The sequence below is a fragment of the Streptomyces flavusporus genome, from assembly GCF_046267975.1.
Taxonomy (GTDB): domain Bacteria; phylum Actinomycetota; class Actinomycetes; order Streptomycetales; family Streptomycetaceae; genus Streptomyces; species Streptomyces flavusporus.
The window spans coordinates 1,752,532-1,769,372 of sequence record NZ_CP176503.1 but is presented as its reverse complement, the minus strand read 5'-3'; the positions used below and the strand labels follow the sequence as shown (position 1 = coordinate 1,769,372).

17 protein-coding genes and 3 pseudogenes are annotated in these 16,841 nt (G+C 69.5%); 10 read left to right on the top strand and 10 right to left on the bottom strand.

What is annotated here, in order from left to right; genetic code table 11:
* Positions 1-4 precede the first annotated feature (4 nt).
* From ACKTSN_RS08650 to ACKTSN_RS08630, 5 genes and pseudogenes are all read left to right on the top strand, one after another.
* Positions 5-1,480 (top strand): DNA-3-methyladenine glycosylase 2 family protein, encoded by a 1,476-nt coding sequence (locus ACKTSN_RS08650; RefSeq protein ID WP_409468548.1) that lies wholly within the window; start codon positions 5-7, stop codon positions 1,478-1,480.
* A gap of 9 nt (positions 1,481-1,489) precedes the next feature.
* Positions 1,490-2,008: a methylated-DNA--[protein]-cysteine S-methyltransferase gene (locus ACKTSN_RS08645; protein WP_409468547.1), complete on the top strand. Its 519-nt coding sequence runs from the start codon at positions 1,490-1,492 to the stop codon at positions 2,006-2,008.
* Positions 2,009-2,132: 124 nt separating this feature from the next.
* Positions 2,133-3,157 (top strand): annotated as a pseudogene (locus ACKTSN_RS08640) (IS630 family transposase).
* Positions 3,158-3,499: 342 nt separating this feature from the next.
* Positions 3,500-3,621: pseudogene (locus ACKTSN_RS08635) on the top strand (IS5/IS1182 family transposase); the annotation flags it as partial.
* Between the two features lie 90 nt (positions 3,622-3,711).
* Positions 3,712-4,716 (top strand): S66 peptidase family protein, encoded by a 1,005-nt coding sequence (locus ACKTSN_RS08630; RefSeq protein WP_409468546.1) that lies wholly within the window; start codon positions 3,712-3,714, stop codon positions 4,714-4,716.
* Positions 4,717-4,860: 144 nt separating this feature from the next.
* On the opposite strand, the gene ACKTSN_RS08625 is transcribed toward ACKTSN_RS08630, so the two are convergent.
* Positions 4,861-5,076 (bottom strand): Arc family DNA-binding protein, encoded by a 216-nt coding sequence (locus ACKTSN_RS08625; protein WP_409468545.1) that lies wholly within the window; start codon positions 5,074-5,076, stop codon positions 4,861-4,863.
* A 20-nt stretch (positions 5,077-5,096) separates the two neighbouring features.
* Between ACKTSN_RS08625 and ACKTSN_RS08620 the strand changes: the two genes are divergently transcribed.
* The gene (locus ACKTSN_RS08620) at positions 5,097-6,314 is read left to right on the top strand and encodes an RNA-guided endonuclease InsQ/TnpB family protein (protein WP_409474776.1); all 1,218 of its coding nucleotides are present in this window, start codon (positions 5,097-5,099) and stop codon (positions 6,312-6,314) included.
* Positions 6,315-6,350: 36 nt separating this feature from the next.
* Positions 6,351-6,638: pseudogene (locus ACKTSN_RS08615) on the top strand (methylated-DNA--[protein]-cysteine S-methyltransferase); the annotation flags it as partial.
* A gap of 138 nt (positions 6,639-6,776) precedes the next feature.
* On the opposite strand, the gene ACKTSN_RS08610 reads toward ACKTSN_RS08615, so the two are convergent.
* A complete protein-coding gene (locus ACKTSN_RS08610) occupies positions 6,777-7,319 on the bottom strand; it encodes a DUF1707 SHOCT-like domain-containing protein (RefSeq protein ID WP_409468544.1) in 543 nt (180 codons plus the stop codon).
* A 149-nt stretch (positions 7,320-7,468) separates the two neighbouring features.
* Between ACKTSN_RS08610 and ACKTSN_RS08605 the strand changes: the two genes are divergently transcribed.
* Positions 7,469-7,993: an ATP-binding protein gene (locus ACKTSN_RS08605; RefSeq protein ID WP_409468543.1), complete on the top strand. Its 525-nt coding sequence runs from the start codon at positions 7,469-7,471 to the stop codon at positions 7,991-7,993.
* A gap of 114 nt (positions 7,994-8,107) precedes the next feature.
* On the opposite strand, the gene ACKTSN_RS08600 is transcribed toward ACKTSN_RS08605, so the two are convergent.
* Together ACKTSN_RS08600 and ACKTSN_RS08595 are read right to left on the bottom strand one after the other, a co-directional pair.
* Positions 8,108-8,842, bottom strand: coding sequence for an SIR2 family NAD-dependent protein deacylase (locus tag ACKTSN_RS08600; RefSeq protein WP_409468542.1), 735 nt, complete (start codon positions 8,840-8,842; stop codon positions 8,108-8,110).
* Positions 8,843-8,962: 120 nt separating this feature from the next.
* Positions 8,963-9,820: an SGNH/GDSL hydrolase family protein gene (locus tag ACKTSN_RS08595; RefSeq protein ID WP_409468541.1), complete on the bottom strand. Its 858-nt coding sequence runs from the start codon at positions 9,818-9,820 to the stop codon at positions 8,963-8,965.
* 300 nt (positions 9,821-10,120) lie between these two features.
* Here ACKTSN_RS08595 and ACKTSN_RS08590 point away from each other — a divergent pair, with 300 nt between their 5' ends.
* Complete coding sequence (locus ACKTSN_RS08590) at positions 10,121-10,321, top strand: type II toxin-antitoxin system VapB family antitoxin (RefSeq protein WP_409468540.1); 201 nt, start codon at positions 10,121-10,123, stop codon at positions 10,319-10,321.
* Between the two features lie 24 nt (positions 10,322-10,345).
* Here ACKTSN_RS08590 and ACKTSN_RS08585 read toward each other — a convergent pair whose 3' ends face one another.
* Positions 10,346-10,837: an NUDIX domain-containing protein gene (locus tag ACKTSN_RS08585; RefSeq protein WP_409468539.1), complete on the bottom strand. Its 492-nt coding sequence runs from the start codon at positions 10,835-10,837 to the stop codon at positions 10,346-10,348.
* 36 nt (positions 10,838-10,873) lie between these two features.
* Complete coding sequence (locus ACKTSN_RS08580) at positions 10,874-11,962, bottom strand: ADP-ribosylglycohydrolase family protein (protein ID WP_409468538.1); 1,089 nt, start codon at positions 11,960-11,962, stop codon at positions 10,874-10,876.
* Between the two features lie 182 nt (positions 11,963-12,144).
* On the opposite strand from ACKTSN_RS08580, the gene ACKTSN_RS08575 reads away from it, so the two are divergent.
* Positions 12,145-13,281, top strand: coding sequence for a glycerate kinase (locus ACKTSN_RS08575; protein WP_409474775.1), 1,137 nt, complete (start codon positions 12,145-12,147; stop codon positions 13,279-13,281).
* 169 nt (positions 13,282-13,450) lie between these two features.
* On the opposite strand, the gene pssA is transcribed toward ACKTSN_RS08575, so the two are convergent.
* The 4 genes from pssA to ACKTSN_RS08555 all read right to left on the bottom strand — a co-directional run bounded on the left by pssA (position 13,451) and on the right by ACKTSN_RS08555 (position 16,840).
* Positions 13,451-14,305 (bottom strand): CDP-diacylglycerol--serine O-phosphatidyltransferase, encoded by an 855-nt coding sequence (gene pssA, locus ACKTSN_RS08570; protein ID WP_224737433.1) that lies wholly within the window; start codon positions 14,303-14,305, stop codon positions 13,451-13,453.
* Entirely contained in the window at positions 14,292-14,948 is a 657-nt protein-coding gene (locus tag ACKTSN_RS08565; RefSeq protein WP_409468537.1) for a phosphatidylserine decarboxylase, read from the bottom strand. Before ACKTSN_RS08565 ends, pssA begins: the two co-directional genes overlap by 14 nt.
* A gap of 171 nt (positions 14,949-15,119) precedes the next feature.
* On the bottom strand, positions 15,120-16,325 hold the full coding sequence (locus ACKTSN_RS08560) for an acyl-CoA dehydrogenase family protein (RefSeq protein WP_409468536.1): 1,206 nt from the start codon (positions 16,323-16,325) through the stop codon (positions 15,120-15,122).
* Positions 16,326-16,327: 2 nt separating this feature from the next.
* Positions 16,328-16,840, bottom strand: coding sequence for a MaoC family dehydratase (locus ACKTSN_RS08555; protein WP_224737430.1), 513 nt, complete (start codon positions 16,838-16,840; stop codon positions 16,328-16,330).
* Position 16,841: the final 1 nt, after the last annotated feature.

Here is a 16,841-nt window from a genome sequence, read left to right as displayed (position 1 = left end):
ACGCATGCAGAACGGGATGCACACCGACACCGAACGCTGTCTGCGCGCCGTCCAGTCCAAGGACGCCCGCTTCGACGGCTGGTTCTTCACGGCGGTCCTGACCACCGGGATCTACTGCCGCCCCAGCTGCCCCGTCGTGCCGCCCAAGCCGCAGAACATGGTGTTCCACCCGAGCGCGGCGGCCTGCCAGCAGGCCGGTTTCCGGGCGTGCAAGCGATGCCGCCCGGACACCAGCCCCGGCTCCCCGGAATGGAACCAGCGCGCCGATGCGGTCGCCCGTGCCATGCGGCTGATCGCCGACGGAGTCGTCGACCGCGAGGGCGTCCCCGGCCTCGCCGCCCGGCTCGGCTACAGCACCCGGCAGATCGAACGCCAGCTGCTCGCCGAGCTGGGCGCGGGCCCGCTCGCCCTGGCCCGCGCCCAGCGCGCCCAGACCGCCCGGCTGCTCATCGAGACGACCGAACTGCCGATGGCGCAGATCGCCTTCGCCGCCGGTTTCGCCTCGATCCGCACCTTCAACGACACGGTCCGCGAGGTGTACGCCCTGACTCCCAGCGAGCTGCGCACCCGAGCACCTCGCCCTCGGGGCACCCCGGGCGCACTGTCCCTGCGCCTGCCGTTCCGCGCCCCCCTCAACCCCGACAACCTCTTCGGTCACCTCGCGGCCACCGCCGTACCGGGCGTGGAGGAGTGGCGCGACGGCGCATACCGACGCACACTCCGCCTCCCGTACGGCCACGGCATCGTCGCGCTGACCCCGCACCCCGACCACATCGCCTGCCGCCTCACCCTCAGCAACCTGCGCGATCTGCCCGTCGCCATCAGCCGCTGCCGCCGCATGCTCGACCTGGACGCCGACCCGGTCGCCGTCGGCGACCTGCTGCGCACCGACCCGGTGCTGGCACCGCTGGTGGACAAGGCGCCGGGGCGGCGGGTGCCGCGCACCGTCGACGAGGCCGAGTTCGCCGTACGGGCGGTACTGGGCCAGCAGGTCTCCACGGCCGCCGCCCGCACCCACGCCGCCCGCCTGGTCCTCGCACACGGCGAACCCGTCGACGACCCCGAGGGCGGCCTCACCCACCTGTTCCCGTCCGTCGAGTCGCTGGCGTCCGTCGACCCCGAGTCGCTGGCGATGCCCCGCACCCGCCGGACCACCCTCACCACGCTCGTCCGCCAACTCGCCGACGGCACCCTCCACCTGGGCGTGGAGAGCGACTGGCCCGAGACCCGCGCCCGACTCCTGTCCCTCCCCGGGTTCGGCCCCTGGACGGCGGATGTCATCGCCATGCGCGCCCTCGGCGACCCCGACGCCTTCCTCCCCACCGACCTCGGAATCCGCCGCGCGGCAGGAGAGCTGGGCCTGCCGTCCACACCCGCCGCGCTCACCGCCCGCGCGGCGTCCTGGCGACCGTGGCGGGCCTACGCGGTCCAGTACCTGTGGGCGACGGACAGCCACCCGATCAACTTCCTGCCTGTGTAAGGACGTCCAGTGAAACAGCACACCGTGATCGACAGCCCGTACGGCCCGTTGACGCTCGTCGCCGAGGACGGCGTCCTGTGCGGCCTCTACATGACCGACCAACGCCACCGCCCGCTGGAGGAGACCTTCGGCATGGGGGTCCCCCCGCGCGAGCGAAGCCGAGCGTGGGGGAGCGCCGAGGAACCCTTCACGGAGACGGAGGAACAACTACAGGCGTACTTCGCGGGCGAACTGAAGGAGTTCACCCTCGAACTCCGGCTGAACGGCACGCCGTTCCAGCGCACCGTCTGGGATCAGCTCCGCAGGATCCCCTACGGCGAGACCCGCTCCTACGGCGAACTCGCCGACGCCCTCGGCAACCCCCATGCCTCCCGCGCGGTCGGCCTCGCCAACGGCAGGAACCCCATCGGCATCATCGTCCCCTGCCATCGCGTCATCGGCGCGAACGGCGGCCTCACCGGTTACGGCGGCGGCCTGGAACGCAAACAGCGCCTGCTGGACTTCGAGAGGGGCGAGGCCCTGTTCTAAGCGCGTATCCAGAAGTTCTGCGCGTAACGGGAGTTGAGGCCGTTGGGCGGGAGGCATTGACATGCCCTCGCCGGGCGTTCGATCGAGGTGTCAGCATCGCCCGCCCGGCGAGGTTGTGGTCAGTGTGCGCCCGCTCACCGTGTTCGCCAATGCGTCCGCCTGCGAGTGCGAGAGGTTACGCGGCCTGCTGCGGGGTCCATGGCGGTCGGCGTTACGGGCGGTGATGGTACTGCTGTCGCTGCACGGTCTGTCACCGGCGCAGATCGCCGTGCTGGTGGAGTGCGACCCGGCCACGGTGCGCCGCTGGATCGGCCGCTTCAACACCTGCGGTGTGGCGGGCCTTGACGATCGGTCCCGCAGCGGACGGCCCCGGCCGGGCGGCAGACGGCTGAGCGCGCGGATCGCCACGCTGCTTCAGCGGCCCGGACCATGGACCGTGCGCAGGTTGCACCGGTATCTGGGGCGGCCGCGAATGAGCCGCCGCACGCTGTATCGGCGCCTGCGGCAGATCGCCGTCTGGCGGCGGCCCAAGCTCATCGCCCGCGGCGATCCGGCCCGGGTTGCGGTGGTGGCCGCGATCGCGAAACGACTGCGCCTGCTGCTGGCGGGGACGGTGGTATGGGCCGCCGACGAGACTCACCTGCACCTGCTGCCCCACATCCGCTCCAGCTGGACGCTTCCCGGCCGCCGGCCGCACATCCCCACCTCGGGAAAGAACCGCCAGCTGACCGTGCTGGAGGTCACCACCCGCACCTTCTGCTACCGGCTGGGCCGCCGTAGCACGGCCGACTTCCTCGACCTGCTGAAGCAGGTGATCGCGGCCTTCCCCCACGCCCCGGCGGTCGTGGTGATCTGCGACAACGACCAGATCCACCATGCCCGCACGGTCCGCGAGTTCGTGGCCGCCCATCCCGGCCTGCACCTGTGGTACGGCGCCCGCTACAGCCCGCACGACAACCCCATCGAGCGGGTCTGGGCCGTGCTCAAGGCTTACCTTGCCAACACCGCCGTCTCCTGGCCGGTCCGCCGACGACAGGTCCACGCCTTCTTCCGCAGCCGCTCACCGGCCAGCTCCTGACCACCGCCGCGCCCTGGACCAGCCCCTGGTTCCCGACCAGTTACCGACAGAACTTCTGGAAAGCCGCTTAGAACGTACAGCAGAGACGAACGTGGGATCGCCTACGGGACGCGAGTCCTACGGCGACGGAGGCCCCGTAGTAGTCGCCGGAGTAACGACCGGCCAGGGAGGACGGGAAAGCCGTCCACATCGGGCGAAGGGGGCCAGGTGACTCGGACACACCAGACCCGGGAGGTATGCGAAATACAGGTCGCCGCAACGGTGTTGTGTGTCCTGCGCGAGCAGCCTGAATCGTTCACGCTGTAGTCACTGGAGAGCCGGATGATCGGGAAACCAACATGTCCGGTTCGGCGGGAGGCTGCGTGGAACAGGACCTGCCATGGCAGGCACCTCGCCGCGCGGCCGACCCAACCGCCTGGCTCCACGGCTACCGCCGCTCCGCATCCGCTGGGAGAGTCGAGCCGACATCCACGAAGCCTTCCTCAAACTGGCCTGCTGCCTGATCACCCTCCGACAACTCAGCTCGCTGCAGTGATCGTTGTCGACAGAGACATCGAGGATGAACATTCCCAGTTGTCCCGAGTAAGGCGTTGGCGAGCGAACCATCCCCGTGCATGATCGCGCTATGCATCCGTCCAGCACGCCGCCCGATCCTCTGAACACGTCAGCGGGGCTACGTCCGGGTCCGAGGACAGGTTCCCCACTGCGTGCTCCACGGCTCCGTCCCGGGGACCGAGTGCGGATCGTATCGCCGTCCAGCCGCCCGAGTCGCCGAGACGTTGAGAGAGGCGCGGCAGTCCTTGCGTCCTGGGGTCTGCGCGTGGAAGTCGGCGATCACGTCTTCGACCAATGGGGTCCCATGGCCGGCAGAGACTGGGATCGGCTGGCGGATCTCAACGCGGCCTTCGCGGACCCAGGGGTGCGAGTCGTCTTCGCCACGCGCGGGGGCGCGGGCGCCTACAGGATCGCCGATGGCCTCGACACAGACGCGGTACGACGCGATCCGAAGCCTCTGGTTGGATTCAGCGATGTGACTCACCTGCACCTCGCGCTGTGGCGGGAGTGCAGGCTGGCGACCGTTCATGGCCCGTTCCTCACACACGGCGACGACGTCCTCGACAGCGGGACCGTGCAGGCGTTGCGACACGCCTTGACTGAGACGGAACCGATCACACTGCACGCCGATCCGAACGAGGTGACCGAAGCCGTCACTGTCGATGGGACGGCGACGGGCGTCCTGATCGGGGGGCTCCTCACCGCCCTCAGCACCGAGGCCGGTGCTGGGCTGCCTTCTCTCGACGGGGCCATTCTCTTTCTCGAACACCCCTTGAGTGGCCTGCGCAACGTGGATCGGGCTCTGACCCAACTACGCCGCAGCGGGGTGCTGAATGGGCTTCGCGGCGTGGCTCTCGGTCAGTTCTTCGGGTTCGAAGGTGACGTGACAGCCTCCCAGGACGGCGGCTGGAGCATCGCTGATGTCTTGATTGAGCATTTCGGCGGCCTTGGCATCCCTGTTCTCGGCGGCCTGCCCGTCGGTCATCGGAATCGGCCGGCCACTCTGCCCCTGGGTGCAGAAGCCGTTCTCGACGGCACAGCAGGAACGCTCACAGTGGGCTCGGCGGTGACGTGACGGCGGGTTGAGAGCGAGGACAGCAGAACCCGCCCAGTCGTCTCACCGACGGCTCACTGACCGGGGCAATGGCGAGGCAGCCTTGCAGCCGGGCGAACACTGAAACCGTGGACCGTGTCCGGTACCTCATTGTGTTAGCCGTTATCAGGCCGGGGAGGAATCCGGCTTCCCACGTAGCGGGACAGGAGAAGCCGAATCGCCGCCGGGCGATTCGGCGTCCACTCCAGCGGCGCGGAGGCCGACCTCAAGCATGTACACCAGCTCGGAGTTGAGGGACCGCCGTTCGGACTTGGCGTGATCGCGTAGTCGGTCGCGGAGGTCTTCGGGGAGACGGAGGGTCATGCGGACTTCATCGGTCATGGTGCTATTATGAACGCATGATGACACCAACGGAAGCCGAGGACGCCGGGCACGCCCGGTGGACCTTCCGGCTTCGCGTGTCGTCTGCCGCCCGCTCCGCCCTGATGGGCGAGTGGGACCAGTGTCGCTGGGTGTGGAACGAGTGCGTGGCCAAGTCCAAGGCCGTGCATCTGTGCAACAAGGCAACCGGCCAGAAGGCCACGTGCGGCCCGGCGCAACTCGACAAGATGCTGACCGATGCCCGGAAGGCGACGCCGTGGCTGCGTGAGGGTTCGTCGGTTCCCCAGCAGCAGATCATCCGTGACTTCGGCAAGTCCCGCGCCAAGGCGCACAAGGACATCCGGGAACGCCTGCCGATGCGGCAGCGGGCCGGGATGCCGAAGTGGAAGACCAAGCGTGAGGCGCTGCCGACGCTGAACTACACCCGGCGCGGCTTCCGCCTCAAGGACGGCCGCCTGCACCTGGCCGGGGGCATCGCAGTGACGGTGGTGTGGTCGCGGGACCTTCCCGCCGAACCGTCATCGGTACGCGTGTACCAGGACACCCTGGAGCACTGGTATTGCTCGTTCGTCGTGCCCGCCGAGGTGCAGCCGCTGCCGGAGGCCGGCCGCGCGCTCGGTGTCGACTGGGGCGTGAAGGAGACCGCCACCACCACATCCGACGCCCACGACCTCCCCCACGCCGGACACGGCAGGAAGGCGAAGGAGAAGCTGAGCCGGTACGACCGGATGATGGCCCGCCGCAAACCGGCGAAGGGACAGGCCGCCTCGAAGGGCTACCGCGAGGCGAAGAGACTGCGGGCGAAGGCGCATAAGAAGATCGCCAGACAGAGGCAGGACACCGGCCGCAAGTGGGCCAAGCAGGTTGTCCGCGACCACGACGCCCTCGCGGTGGAGGACTTCCGTCCGAAGTTCCTCGCCAGGACCACGATGGCCCGCAAGGCCGCTGACGCAGCCATCGGCGCCACCAAACAGGCCCTGATCGAGATGGGCCGCAAGCACGGGCGGGACGTCCGCCTCGTCCACCCTGCGCACACCACGATGGACTGCGCGCACTGCGATGCGAGAACCAAGCATCGCCTGCCGCTGGGTGAGCGCACCTACACCTGCACCGCGTGCGGAGTCTCCTCCCCGAGGGACAAGAACTCTGCTCGTGTGATGCTCGTCCGGGCTGGTCTCAACCCGGCTGGTGCCGAGGGCGTAAGACCTCCTGGAGCGCTGCTCCAGGAGGCAGCCTGAGCCAGGAATCCCCTCCCATCCTCAGGGAGGGGAGGATTCAACCTCGAACTACGCCTGAACGGCACACCGTTCCAGCGCACCGTCTGGCAACAGTTGCAGCAGATCCCCTACGGCGAGACCCGCACGTACGGAGAACTCGCCGACGCCCTGGGCAACCCCAAGGCATCCCGCGCGGTCGGCCTCGCCAACGGCAGAAACCCCATCGGCATCATCGTCCCCTGCCACCGGGTGGTCGGCGCCGACGGCAGCCTCACCGGCTACGGCGGCGGCCTGGACCGCAAGCAGCGCCTGCTGGACTTCGAGCGGGGAGAGGCCTTCTTCTGACCGGCGAGGGTCACGTGACCCGCCGAAGGGCGTTAGTGGTCCCTAGCCACCCAACCCCCATCGCACCCCCGCCACCACCGCCAGCACCAAGGCAGGAGCCACCCACCCCCACCCCATGACCCGCCGTACCAACGGGTCTCAACGCCGCGCGTGGCGGATCTTCAACCGTCCGAACCCCATGGTCCCGGAGATCCGGATCCTCGGCCCGCCGGGGCGGGAACGGCGCCGGGGCTTGTAGAGCGTGTCCTTCCACCCGGTGTGCAGATCGTCGAAGTCGACGATCGCGTCGCGAGGCACCGTGATCTTGGCCCTGCCGGTGCCGAGTTGCAACTCGATGTCAACTACCGGATGCTCGATGACCGCCTGGGACAGGTCCAAGTACACCCTTCCGTATGCGGACGCAACCTTGAGGTTCCGAGGCACTCGCCATGCGCCGCGGCGCTTGATCCGTCCGCCAGCGGCGGCAATCGTGGACGTTGTGCCCGCATTCTCCTCCGGGAGCGAGACCAGAACCGACACAAGCTCGCTGTGCGTCTTGGCGGTGAGCACCTGGTGGAGGCGTTCGTCCATCTCCTCGTGCGAGATGTGCCCTTCGGCGTACGCCTCCTGCACGCGCTGCACGGCCGTGTCCCGGTCGGCTTCACTCAACAGCGGCGGCGGGTCTTCCGGCAGAGAAGTCACCGTTTCACCCTAATGCCGTGCCGGTGATGCGAACGCGCCAAGGTCCATAGCGGGCAAGGCATCCGATGGGGAGGCCGGCCGCTCGACATCATCGCCTTGAACGGCCCAACCCGGCGAACCCATGCGGTCAAAGCGCTAGCGTCGGGTCCATGATCGTATGGCTCAACGGCACCCATGGCGCAGGCAAGACGACGACCAGTCCACTTGTGCAGCAACTGATCCCGGATTCACGGGTGTTCGACGCCGAGAAGGTCGGCGAGACACTCATGGACATCACGCCGGGGCTGCCCGAGACGGACAACTTCCAGCACTGGCCGCCGTGGCGGCCGCTCGTCGTCGAGACCGCCCGCCGCGTACTTGACTACACCGGCGGCATTCTGGTGGTGCCCATGACTGTCCTGGTCGAGCAGTACTGGCGCGAGATCAGCACGGGCCTCGCCCAACACGATATTCCCGTACGGCACTTCGTCCTCCATGCCGACCAGGACACCCTCCGTGGGCGCATCGCGGGCGACACTGTTCTTGGCCCAAACTCCCCGTTCCGCCTCAAATACCTCGAGCCCTACGCCGAGGCGGCCCGCACGTGGCTGCACGACGAGGCCGAGGTCGTCGACACCACGCACCTCACGCCCGCCCAGGCCGCCCTGCAGATCGCAGAGGCCGTCAAGAGTTGAGGTCCGCCCGCCACGCGAAACCAGGCGCAGGCGGCAGGCACCGCGTACGCGCCGCCGCCCCTGAGCCGTTCGGCTCGATCCTGTGCTGCTCGTGTACGCCGCGGGGAATGCTGATCAGTTGCTCGCCGTGCTGAGCCGGCGCAGCAGCTTCGGCAGGGCCGTTCCGATCGGCTCCCGTACCACCTCGTCGGCGCGTTCGTCGTACGGTGTGGGCTCGGCGTTGACGATGATCAGCCGAGCCCCGTGGTCGGCGGCCACGCCCGCGAGCCCGGCGGCGGGCTGTACCTGGAGGCTGGTCCCGACGGCGATGAAAACCTGGCACGCCTTGGTGATCGCGATGGCCTCCCCCAGCACCACCGGGTCGAGCCGCTCGCCGAACATCACCGTCGCCGACTTGAGGATCCCGCCGCACTCCAGGCACGGCGGGTCGTCCTCACCGGCCTCGACCCGGGCGAGCGCGTCTTCCATGGGGCCTCGAGCATGGCACTTCGTGCAGACGACACCACGGGCGGTGCCGTGCAGCTCCAGCACCTTGCGGGCGGGCATCCCGGCGAGCTGGTGCAGCCCGTCCACGTTCTGCGTGATCACCCGCACCGGCACCCCGGACCGCTCCAGCTCCGCCACCGCCCGGTGCGCGGCGTTCGGCTCGGCCCGCAGCGTCCGGTTCTTCCGCCGCATCTGCCAGGAGCGGCGGCGGATCTCCGGATCGCCCATGTAGTACTCGTACGTCACGAGCTTCTCGGCCCCCGGATCCCGCCGCCACAGCCCGTTCGGCCCGCGATAATCAGGGATTCCGGAATCGGTGGAGATACCTGCGCCACTGAGGATGGCGACGGGTGGCCTGTTCATGGGCCGAGAGTAGGGCGCCTGTCCGCTCGGGGCGAACCGATATCCGGCGCACCCGGGCAGATGTGTAGCAGCGTGAACAGGTTGTATCGGCCTGGGGGAGCGGTCGAGCGCGCGGTCCCGTCACCGCCCCTCCTGGGTGGTGCCTCGGGCTACGGCGGCCAGGACGGGGAGGTAGCCGAGGGACTGGCCGGATGCCGTGGGGTGGTAGGACTCGGTGGGTGCCAGGAAGTGGATGCTGCGCAGCCACGGGTCGGGCGAGCAGATTTCGTGGCCGGTGAAGGCGGTACGGACGTCGGCGAACGTGAACCCGTGATCGGCGGCGCGTTTGGCGATCACGCGGTTGAGGTGGTCCACGGCGTCGTTGAGGGCGGAGCGCACCGTGTCCGGGAAGCCCGCCCGGCAGGTGCCGTGGAGTTGATACAGGTGGGGATAGCCGAGGACCACGACGTGGGCGGCGGGTGCCCTCCTGGTGATGGCTGAGTACAGGCGGTCGAGGTTGCCCGGAAGGGGGCCGTCCATGGTGGCGCGTGCGTCGGCGAGGGCGGACAGGCAGGTGGTGGTGCCGCGCAGTACGCACGTCGTCATGACGGTTCCGAAGCCCGCGTCGCTGCCGCCGACGGTGATGCTGACCAGGTCGGTACGCGGTGTGAGCGGACCGAGCTGGAGTGCCATGACGTCGCTGGTCCGGGCGCTGTTGCACGCGGTGAAGCTGAAGGACGAGGGTGCGTGGGCTGCAGTCCACAGGGCGGCATAGGACCTGCCGCTGCGTTGGCAGCCGGCGCTGGAGGAGAGGTAGTCGCCGGCTCCGACGCCGGCGGAGTACGAGTCCCCCAGGGCCACATAGTCCGTGGCTGCCGTGTGCGGCGCCGCTCGGGCCGTCGTGGGCCCGGCCGTGGGGCCGGCTGTGGGCCCGGCGACGGTGCAGGCAGCGGCGAAGAGGAGGGCGGAGGTACATGCCGCGATTCGGGACTGTCTCATGGAATTCCTTTATCGCGGCGCGCGACCGACCTTGCCTGCCGTGGTCGTTCCGGCTGCTCGGCCGTGTTGACAAGGGTCTGCGATCGTGCCGTTTGTGAAGCGCCGCAGTATCAGGGATCCGTCGGCCGGAGTCGGCGGCGTAGCGATGTGGCGCCGTACGGGTGGACGTTACCCGGTGGGCCGTCAGTCGTTCGGATGTGTCTGTGTCACGGCTGCTCCCGGGTGCGCTGTTCCGAGACGGGGCCGGGGCGGCGAACGAATAATCGAGTCCCGGCGGAGCGCTGGTGTTAGAGTCCGCGCATGGCCAAGGTCAATGTCACGCTCGACGCCGAACTTGTTGTGGAAGCCATGGTGCTGGCGGGCGTCGGCAATCCCCAGAACGCCGTCGAGCTCGTGCTGCGCGACTACATCGAGCGCGGACACCGTACGGAGGCCCGGGTCGCCGAGCGGGACGAGGCGCTGCGCGAGGTGGATGCCAAGCCCCGGGACGTGGAGGGCTGAGCGCCCGCCGGGCCCCTCGCCCGGTCAGCCCACTCGGTGGCCGTTCTCCAGCTCGGCCGTCCCCGAACCGTCCGCGAGGATGTCCAGCGCGGCCTGCACACGGCGGCCCAGGGCGCCTTGCAGGAAGTCGGTGAGGTCCTCGCGCGGTACGAGCCGCCAGGACAGCAGTTCCTCCTCCTGCAACCGGATCGCCTTGAGGTCCTCCTCGCCGAGCACCCCGCCGTCGTACAGATACGCCACCAGTGGCGGCCGGGCCGTCCCGTGCACCCAGTCCACGGCGAGCAGCCGCCCGAGCTCCCGGTCCAGGCCGATCTCCTCGGCGGTCTCCCGGCGCGCGCCCTGGCGCGGGGTCTCGCCGTCGTCGGACTCGATCGTGCCGCCCGGAAGTGCCCAGCCGTCACGGTAGTTGGGCTCGACGAGCAGCACCCGGCCCTCGGTGTCACGGAAGAGCGCGGCCGCACCGGCGATGACGCGGGGCAGGCCCGCGATGTACGTGGCGAAGTCAGGAGTGGTCATCCAGGAAGGGTAACCAGGGCGGGCCCAGGGCCTGTCCTAGCAGTCGGCGTGGTCGGCCTCCGTCCGGGCCAGTCGCAGGGTCCGTTCCGCCAGCTCGCTGATCCGTACTCCGTCGAAACCGAACACCGCGCTGCGCACCGTGTCCTCCAGCGGGTCCGTCCACTGGGCCGGGATCGCCTCCGCACCGGTCAGGACACCGGCCACCGAACCGGCGGTGGCGCCGTTGGAGTCGGTGTCCAGGCCGCCGCGGACGGCGAGCGTGATGGTGCGGGTGAAGTCGCCGTCGCCGTACAGCAGCCCCGCGGTGAGCACCGCCGCGTTCGGGACGGCGTGGATCCAGCCGAGCCCGGCGGTCTCCTCGGTCAGCGTCGTCAGCGTGTCCTCCCAGGTCATCCGGGTCTCGTGGAGCGAGGCGACGCGGCGCACCGTGCGGGCCAGCCGACTGCTCGCGGGGATGACCGCGAGCGCCTCGTCCACGGCGTGCCGGACGGTGGGCGCCGTGAACGCGGCCGAGATCAGCGCCGCTGCCCACATCGCCCCGTACACGCCGTTGCCGGTGTGCGACAGCACCGCGTCCCGGCGGGCCAGCGACGCGGCGCGGGACGGGACGCCCGGGCAGGTCCAGCCGTAGATGTCGGCGCGGATCAGGGCGCCGATCCACTCCTGGTACGGGTTGTCGTACGTCGCCGTGAGCGGCGGCTTGAGTCCGTTGGCGAGGTTGCGGTAGGCCGCCCGCTCCGCCGTGAACGTCTGCAGGTACGGCAGCCGCAGCAGCCACAGGTCGCCGACCTGCTCGGTGCTGAAGTCGAAGCCGTGGGTTTCCAGCAGGTCCAGGCCGAGGACGGCGTAGTCGACGTCGTCGTCGCGGCAGCTGCCGTGGATGCGGCCGCGGACGCACTGGCGCCACTCCGGGCGCAGCTGGGGGCCGTCGCCGTCGGGGGGCGGCTCGGGGAGGTAGTCGGTGAGGGGCAGGGCGGAGGCCTGGCGCAGGTAGCGGTCGATGCGGTCGCGCGTCCACAGATCGCCCTGCTCGACCGGTTTGCCCAGCATGTTTCCGGCGATCCGGCCCAGCCAGCCCCCGAGGATGCGGTCGGCGAGCTCCGGCTCGGTGCCCACAGGGGTCATAGGAAGGGTTTACCCGATTCCGGCGGTCGTCACAGGTGGTTCTCAGGGGCTTTCCAGGGTGTTCCACAGTCCGGTCAGGGGCATGACGGCAGGGCTGTGCTGCGGTTAGGGTCGCAGCGGCGCGACTGGCCCTGACGTGTGTGGGGCTCGGAGAGCAAGGGGAAGACAAGGTGGCTGACGCTGTGGACGGTGCCCGTCGGGTGCTCATCGCCGCGGACAAGTTCAAGGGGTCGCTGACGGCCGTGGAGGTCGCCGAGCGGGTGACGGCCGGACTGCGCCGCGTCGTATCGGACGTCGACGTGGAGGCGCTCCCGGTGGCCGACGGCGGCGACGGAACCGTGGCCGCGGCGGTCGCGGCCGGGTTCGAGCGGCGTGCGGTACGGGTTGCGGGGCCCCTCGGCGACGAGGTGACCGCCGTCTTTGCGCTGCGCGGCGACACTGCCGTCGTGGAGATGGCCGAGGCGAGCGGGCTGCAGCGGCTGCCGGCCGGGGTCTTCGCGCCGCTCACGGCGTCCACCTACGGGTCGGGGGAGCTGCTGCGGGCCGCGCTCGACGCGGGGGCGCGGACGATCGTGTTCGGGGTCGGGGGGAGCGCGACGACGGACGGCGGTGCGGGAATGCTGGCCGCGCTGGGGGCGCGGTTCCTGACGGCGGAGGGGGAGCCGGTGACGCCGGGCGGCGGAGGGCTGGCCGACCTCGCGTCCGCGGACCTGTCCGGCCTTGACCCGCGGCTGGCGGACATCGAGTTCGTCCTCGCCAGCGACGTCGACAACCCGCTGACCGGGCCGAAGGGCGCGCCGGCCGTGTACGGGCCGCAGAAGGGCGCCTCGCCGGACGACGTGGCGACGCTGGACGCGGCGCTTGCGCACTTCGCGAAGGTGCTGGAGGAGGCCGTAGGGCCGAAGGCCGGGGAGTACGCCGTGTCGCCGGGCGCCGGCGCGGCGGGCGGTATCGGGTACGGAGCGCTGATCATCGGGGCCCGGTTCCGTCCCGGTATCGAGGTGATGCTCGACGTCCTGGGCTTCGCCCCCGCACTGTCCCGGGCCGATCTGGTGATCACCGGTGAGGGCTCGCTGGACGAGCAGACGCTGCACGGCAAGGCTCCGGCGGGGGTCGCGGCTGCCGCGCGGGCCGCGGGCAAGGAGGTCGTCGCGGTGTGCGGGCGCCTCGCGCTGCCGCCTCAGGCGCTGGGCCGGGCCGGGATCCGGCGGGCGTACCCGCTGACGGAGGTCGAGCCGGACGTGGCGAAGTGCATCGCGGAGGCGGGGCCGATCCTGGAGCGGGTGGCGGAGCGCATCGCACGGGACTACCTGCGCTGAGGCGGGGCTTTTCGCGCCCGCCTCTCGTCCGACCGAGTCGGGTGGTGGGTGGGCGAAGGCCGGGAGTCTGGGGGCGGAGCCCCCAGCGGCGTCCACCCCAACGCCGGGCCCCCGAAAAGCGAAGGGCCCCGAACCCAACCCGGTCCGGGGCCCAAGCCGAGCGCCAGCGCTACGGCAGCTGCGCCGCCCGCGCCTCCCGCCGGTTGTCGCGGAAGTTGTTCACCCGGCGGGCCGTGGCGAACAGCGGGATCACCGCGCCCATGACCAGCTGCAGCGCGCAGCCCGTCTGGAGGAGGAGCTGGCCGCTGGGGGCGCCGAAGGCCCAGGCGACCAGCAGGCCCATGCTCACCACGATCCAGCCGAGCATCGCACCGGCGAGGCGGCCCCGCGGCTTCGGGTACTCGACCCGGCTCACCATCAGCCACGCGGTGCCCAGGATCGCCAGCAGGGTCGCCACGAAGGGCAGCTCCAGCAGCACGATCGCGACGACCGTCAGCGCACCGAACGGGCTGGGCATGCCCTGGAACATGCCGTTCGTCGGCGTCACACAGGAGAATCTCGCGAGCCTCAGCACCACGGCCAGGAGCACGACGATCGCCCCGACCGCCGCCACCCGCTGGTGCGCGTCGTCCGCGACCATGCCGTAGACGAGGACGAAGTACGCCGGCGCCAGGCCGAAGCTGATCAGGTCGGACAGGTTGTCCAGTTCCGCGCCCATGGGGGAGGAGCGCAGCTTGCGTGCCACCAGGCCGTCGAACAGATCGAAGACCGCGGCGCAGAGCATGAGGATGACCGCCGTGGCCGCGCTGTGGCGGGCCATGCCGGTCTCCTGGCTGCCGGTGAGGTGCGGGATCAGGATGCCGGTGGTGGTGAAGTACACCGCCATGAAGCCGCACGTGGCGTTGCCGAGCGTGAGGGTGTCCGCTATCGAGAGGCGCAGAGAGAGGGGCATCTCCTCCTCTTCGTCGTCCTCCGCCGCCTCCGGGACCCAGCCCGACTGCGTATCAGGGTCAATCACGGTCAATGCGAGTCACCCCTGCCACGGTCTTCTGGCCGACCTCGACCGCGACCTCGACGCCCTCGGGCAGGTACAGGTCGACGCGCGAGCCGAAGCGGATCAGACCGATCCGCTCGCCCTGCTCGACCTTGGTGCCCTGCGGGATGTAGGGGACGATACGGCGGGCGACCGCGCCGGCGATCTGGATCATCTCGATGTCACCGAGCTCGGTGTCGAAGTGCCAGACGACCCGCTCGTTGTTCTCGCTCTCCTTGTTGAAAGCCGGAACGAAGCCGCCGGGGATGTGCTCGACCGACGTCACGGTGCCGGCCAGCGGAGCGCGGTTGACGTGGACGTTGAGCGGGCTCATGAAGATCGCGACGCGGGTACGTCCGTCCTTCCACGGCATGATGCTCTGCACCACGCCGTCGGCGGGCGAGATCACCCGGCCCTGGGTGATCTCGCGCTCGGGGTCGCGGAAGAACCACAGCATCCCCGCCGCGAGCGCGGTGGCGGGGACGGCGACGGCCTTGGCGGCACCGGAGCGGCGTGCGCGGGCCAGGCTGAGGGCTGCGGTGGCGACGGTCGGGAGGAGCCACGGCGATGCTCCGCGCGCGAGGCGTGTGCCGACCAGGCTGTCGCGTGGTGCAGAGGTTTGGCTGTGGGGCATGGATGACCTTCGTAGCGGATGATGCCGCGCTCTGAACGGGGGACGGCGGCTTTCTCGCGATCGTAGCGGCTAAGGGCCGTAACTGGGTAAGCCAGGAAGCCGAGTCGGTGGCCGGGGAGTGCCTACGGGGTGTGATCTTCTTCTCGAAGAAAACACCCCGTTTCCGGACATTCAGCCCTGGAATCGATACTCTTCGAGCAGCCTGCGGCCGATGATCATTTTCTGGATCTCGGCGGTACCTTCACCGATCAGCAGCATCGGAGCCTCGCGGTAGAGGCGCTCGATCTCGTACTCCTTCGAGAAGCCGTAGCCGCCATGGATCCGGAAGGCATCCTCCACGACCTCCTTGCAGTACTCGGAGGCGAGGTACTTCGCCATCCCGGCCTCGAGGTCGTTTCGCTCCCCGGAGTCCTTTTTGCGTGCCGCGTTCACCATCATGGCATGGGCCGCCTCGACCTTGGTGGCCATCTCGGCGAGCTTGAACTGGATCGCCTGATGCTGGGCGATCGGCTTGCCGAAAGTGTGACGCTGCTGGGCGTACTGGACACCCAGCTCGAAGGCGCGCTGAGCGACGCCGCAGCCGCGTGCCGCAACGTTGACGCGGCCGACCTCGACCCCGTCCATCATTTGGTAAAAACCTCGGCCGGTGGCGCCGCCGAGCACCCGATCGGCCGGAATGCGCAGGCCGTCCATGATCAGCTCGGTGGTGTCGACGCCCTTGTACCCCATCTTGTCGATCTTGCCCGGGATGGTGAGGCCGGGACGGACCTCACCGAAGCCGGGCTCCTTCTCCACCAGGAAGGTCGTCATCGACTTGTGGGGCGCGGTGCCCTCGGGATGTCCTTCGTCACTCCGGACGAGGACGGCGACGAGGGAGGACGTACCGCCGTTCGTCAGCCACATCTTCTGACCGTTCAGGACGTACTCGTCGCCGTCCCTGACCGCCTTCGACGTGATCGCCGACACATCCGAGCCCAGACCCGGCTCCGACATCGAGAAGGCGCCACGGATGTCACCGGCCGCCATCCTCGGCAGGAAGTGGTCCTTCTGCTCCTGCGTGCCGTGCTGCTTGAGCATGTACGCCACGATGAAGTGGGTGTTGATGATGCCGGAGACCGACATCCAGCCGCGGGCGATCTCCTCGACGCAGAGGGCGTACGTCAGGAGCGACTCGCCCAGACCCCCGTACTCCTCGGGGATCATCAGGCCGAACAGGCCCAACTCCTTGAGGCCGTCGACGATCTGCTGCGGATACTCGTCGCGGTGCTCCAGCTCGGTCGCGACCGGGATGATCTCCTTGTCCACGAAGTCGCGGACGGTGGAGAGGATCTCCTGCTGGATGTCGGTCAGACCGGCGGTCTGGGCGAGTCGCGCCATTGCTACTTCCCCTGTTCCTTGAGCTCGGGGCGGCCCGGCTGCTCGCCGCCGCGCTCCTTGATGTACGTCTCGGTGGGGACCATCACCTTGCGGCGGAACACGCAGACCAGCGTGCCGTCCTGCTTGTAGCCCTTGGTCTCGACGTGGACGATGCCCCGGTCGTTCTTCGACTTCGACGGCCACTTGTCGAGCACGGTCGTCTGGCCGTAGATCGTGTCGCCGTGGAAGGTCGGCGCCACGTGCTTCAGCGACTCGATCTCCAGGTTGGCGATCGCCTTGCCGGAGATGTCCGGGACGGACATGCCGAGCAGCAGCGAGTAGATGTAGTTCCCGACGACGACGTTCTTGCCGAAGTCCGTCGTCTTCTCCGCATAGTTGGTGTCCATGTGGAGCGGGTGGTGGTTCATGGTGAGGAGACAGAACAGGTGGTCGTCGTACTCGGTGACCGTCTTGCCCGGCCAGTGCTTGTACGTCGCCCCGACCTCGAACTCCTCGTAGGTGCGCCCGAACTGCATG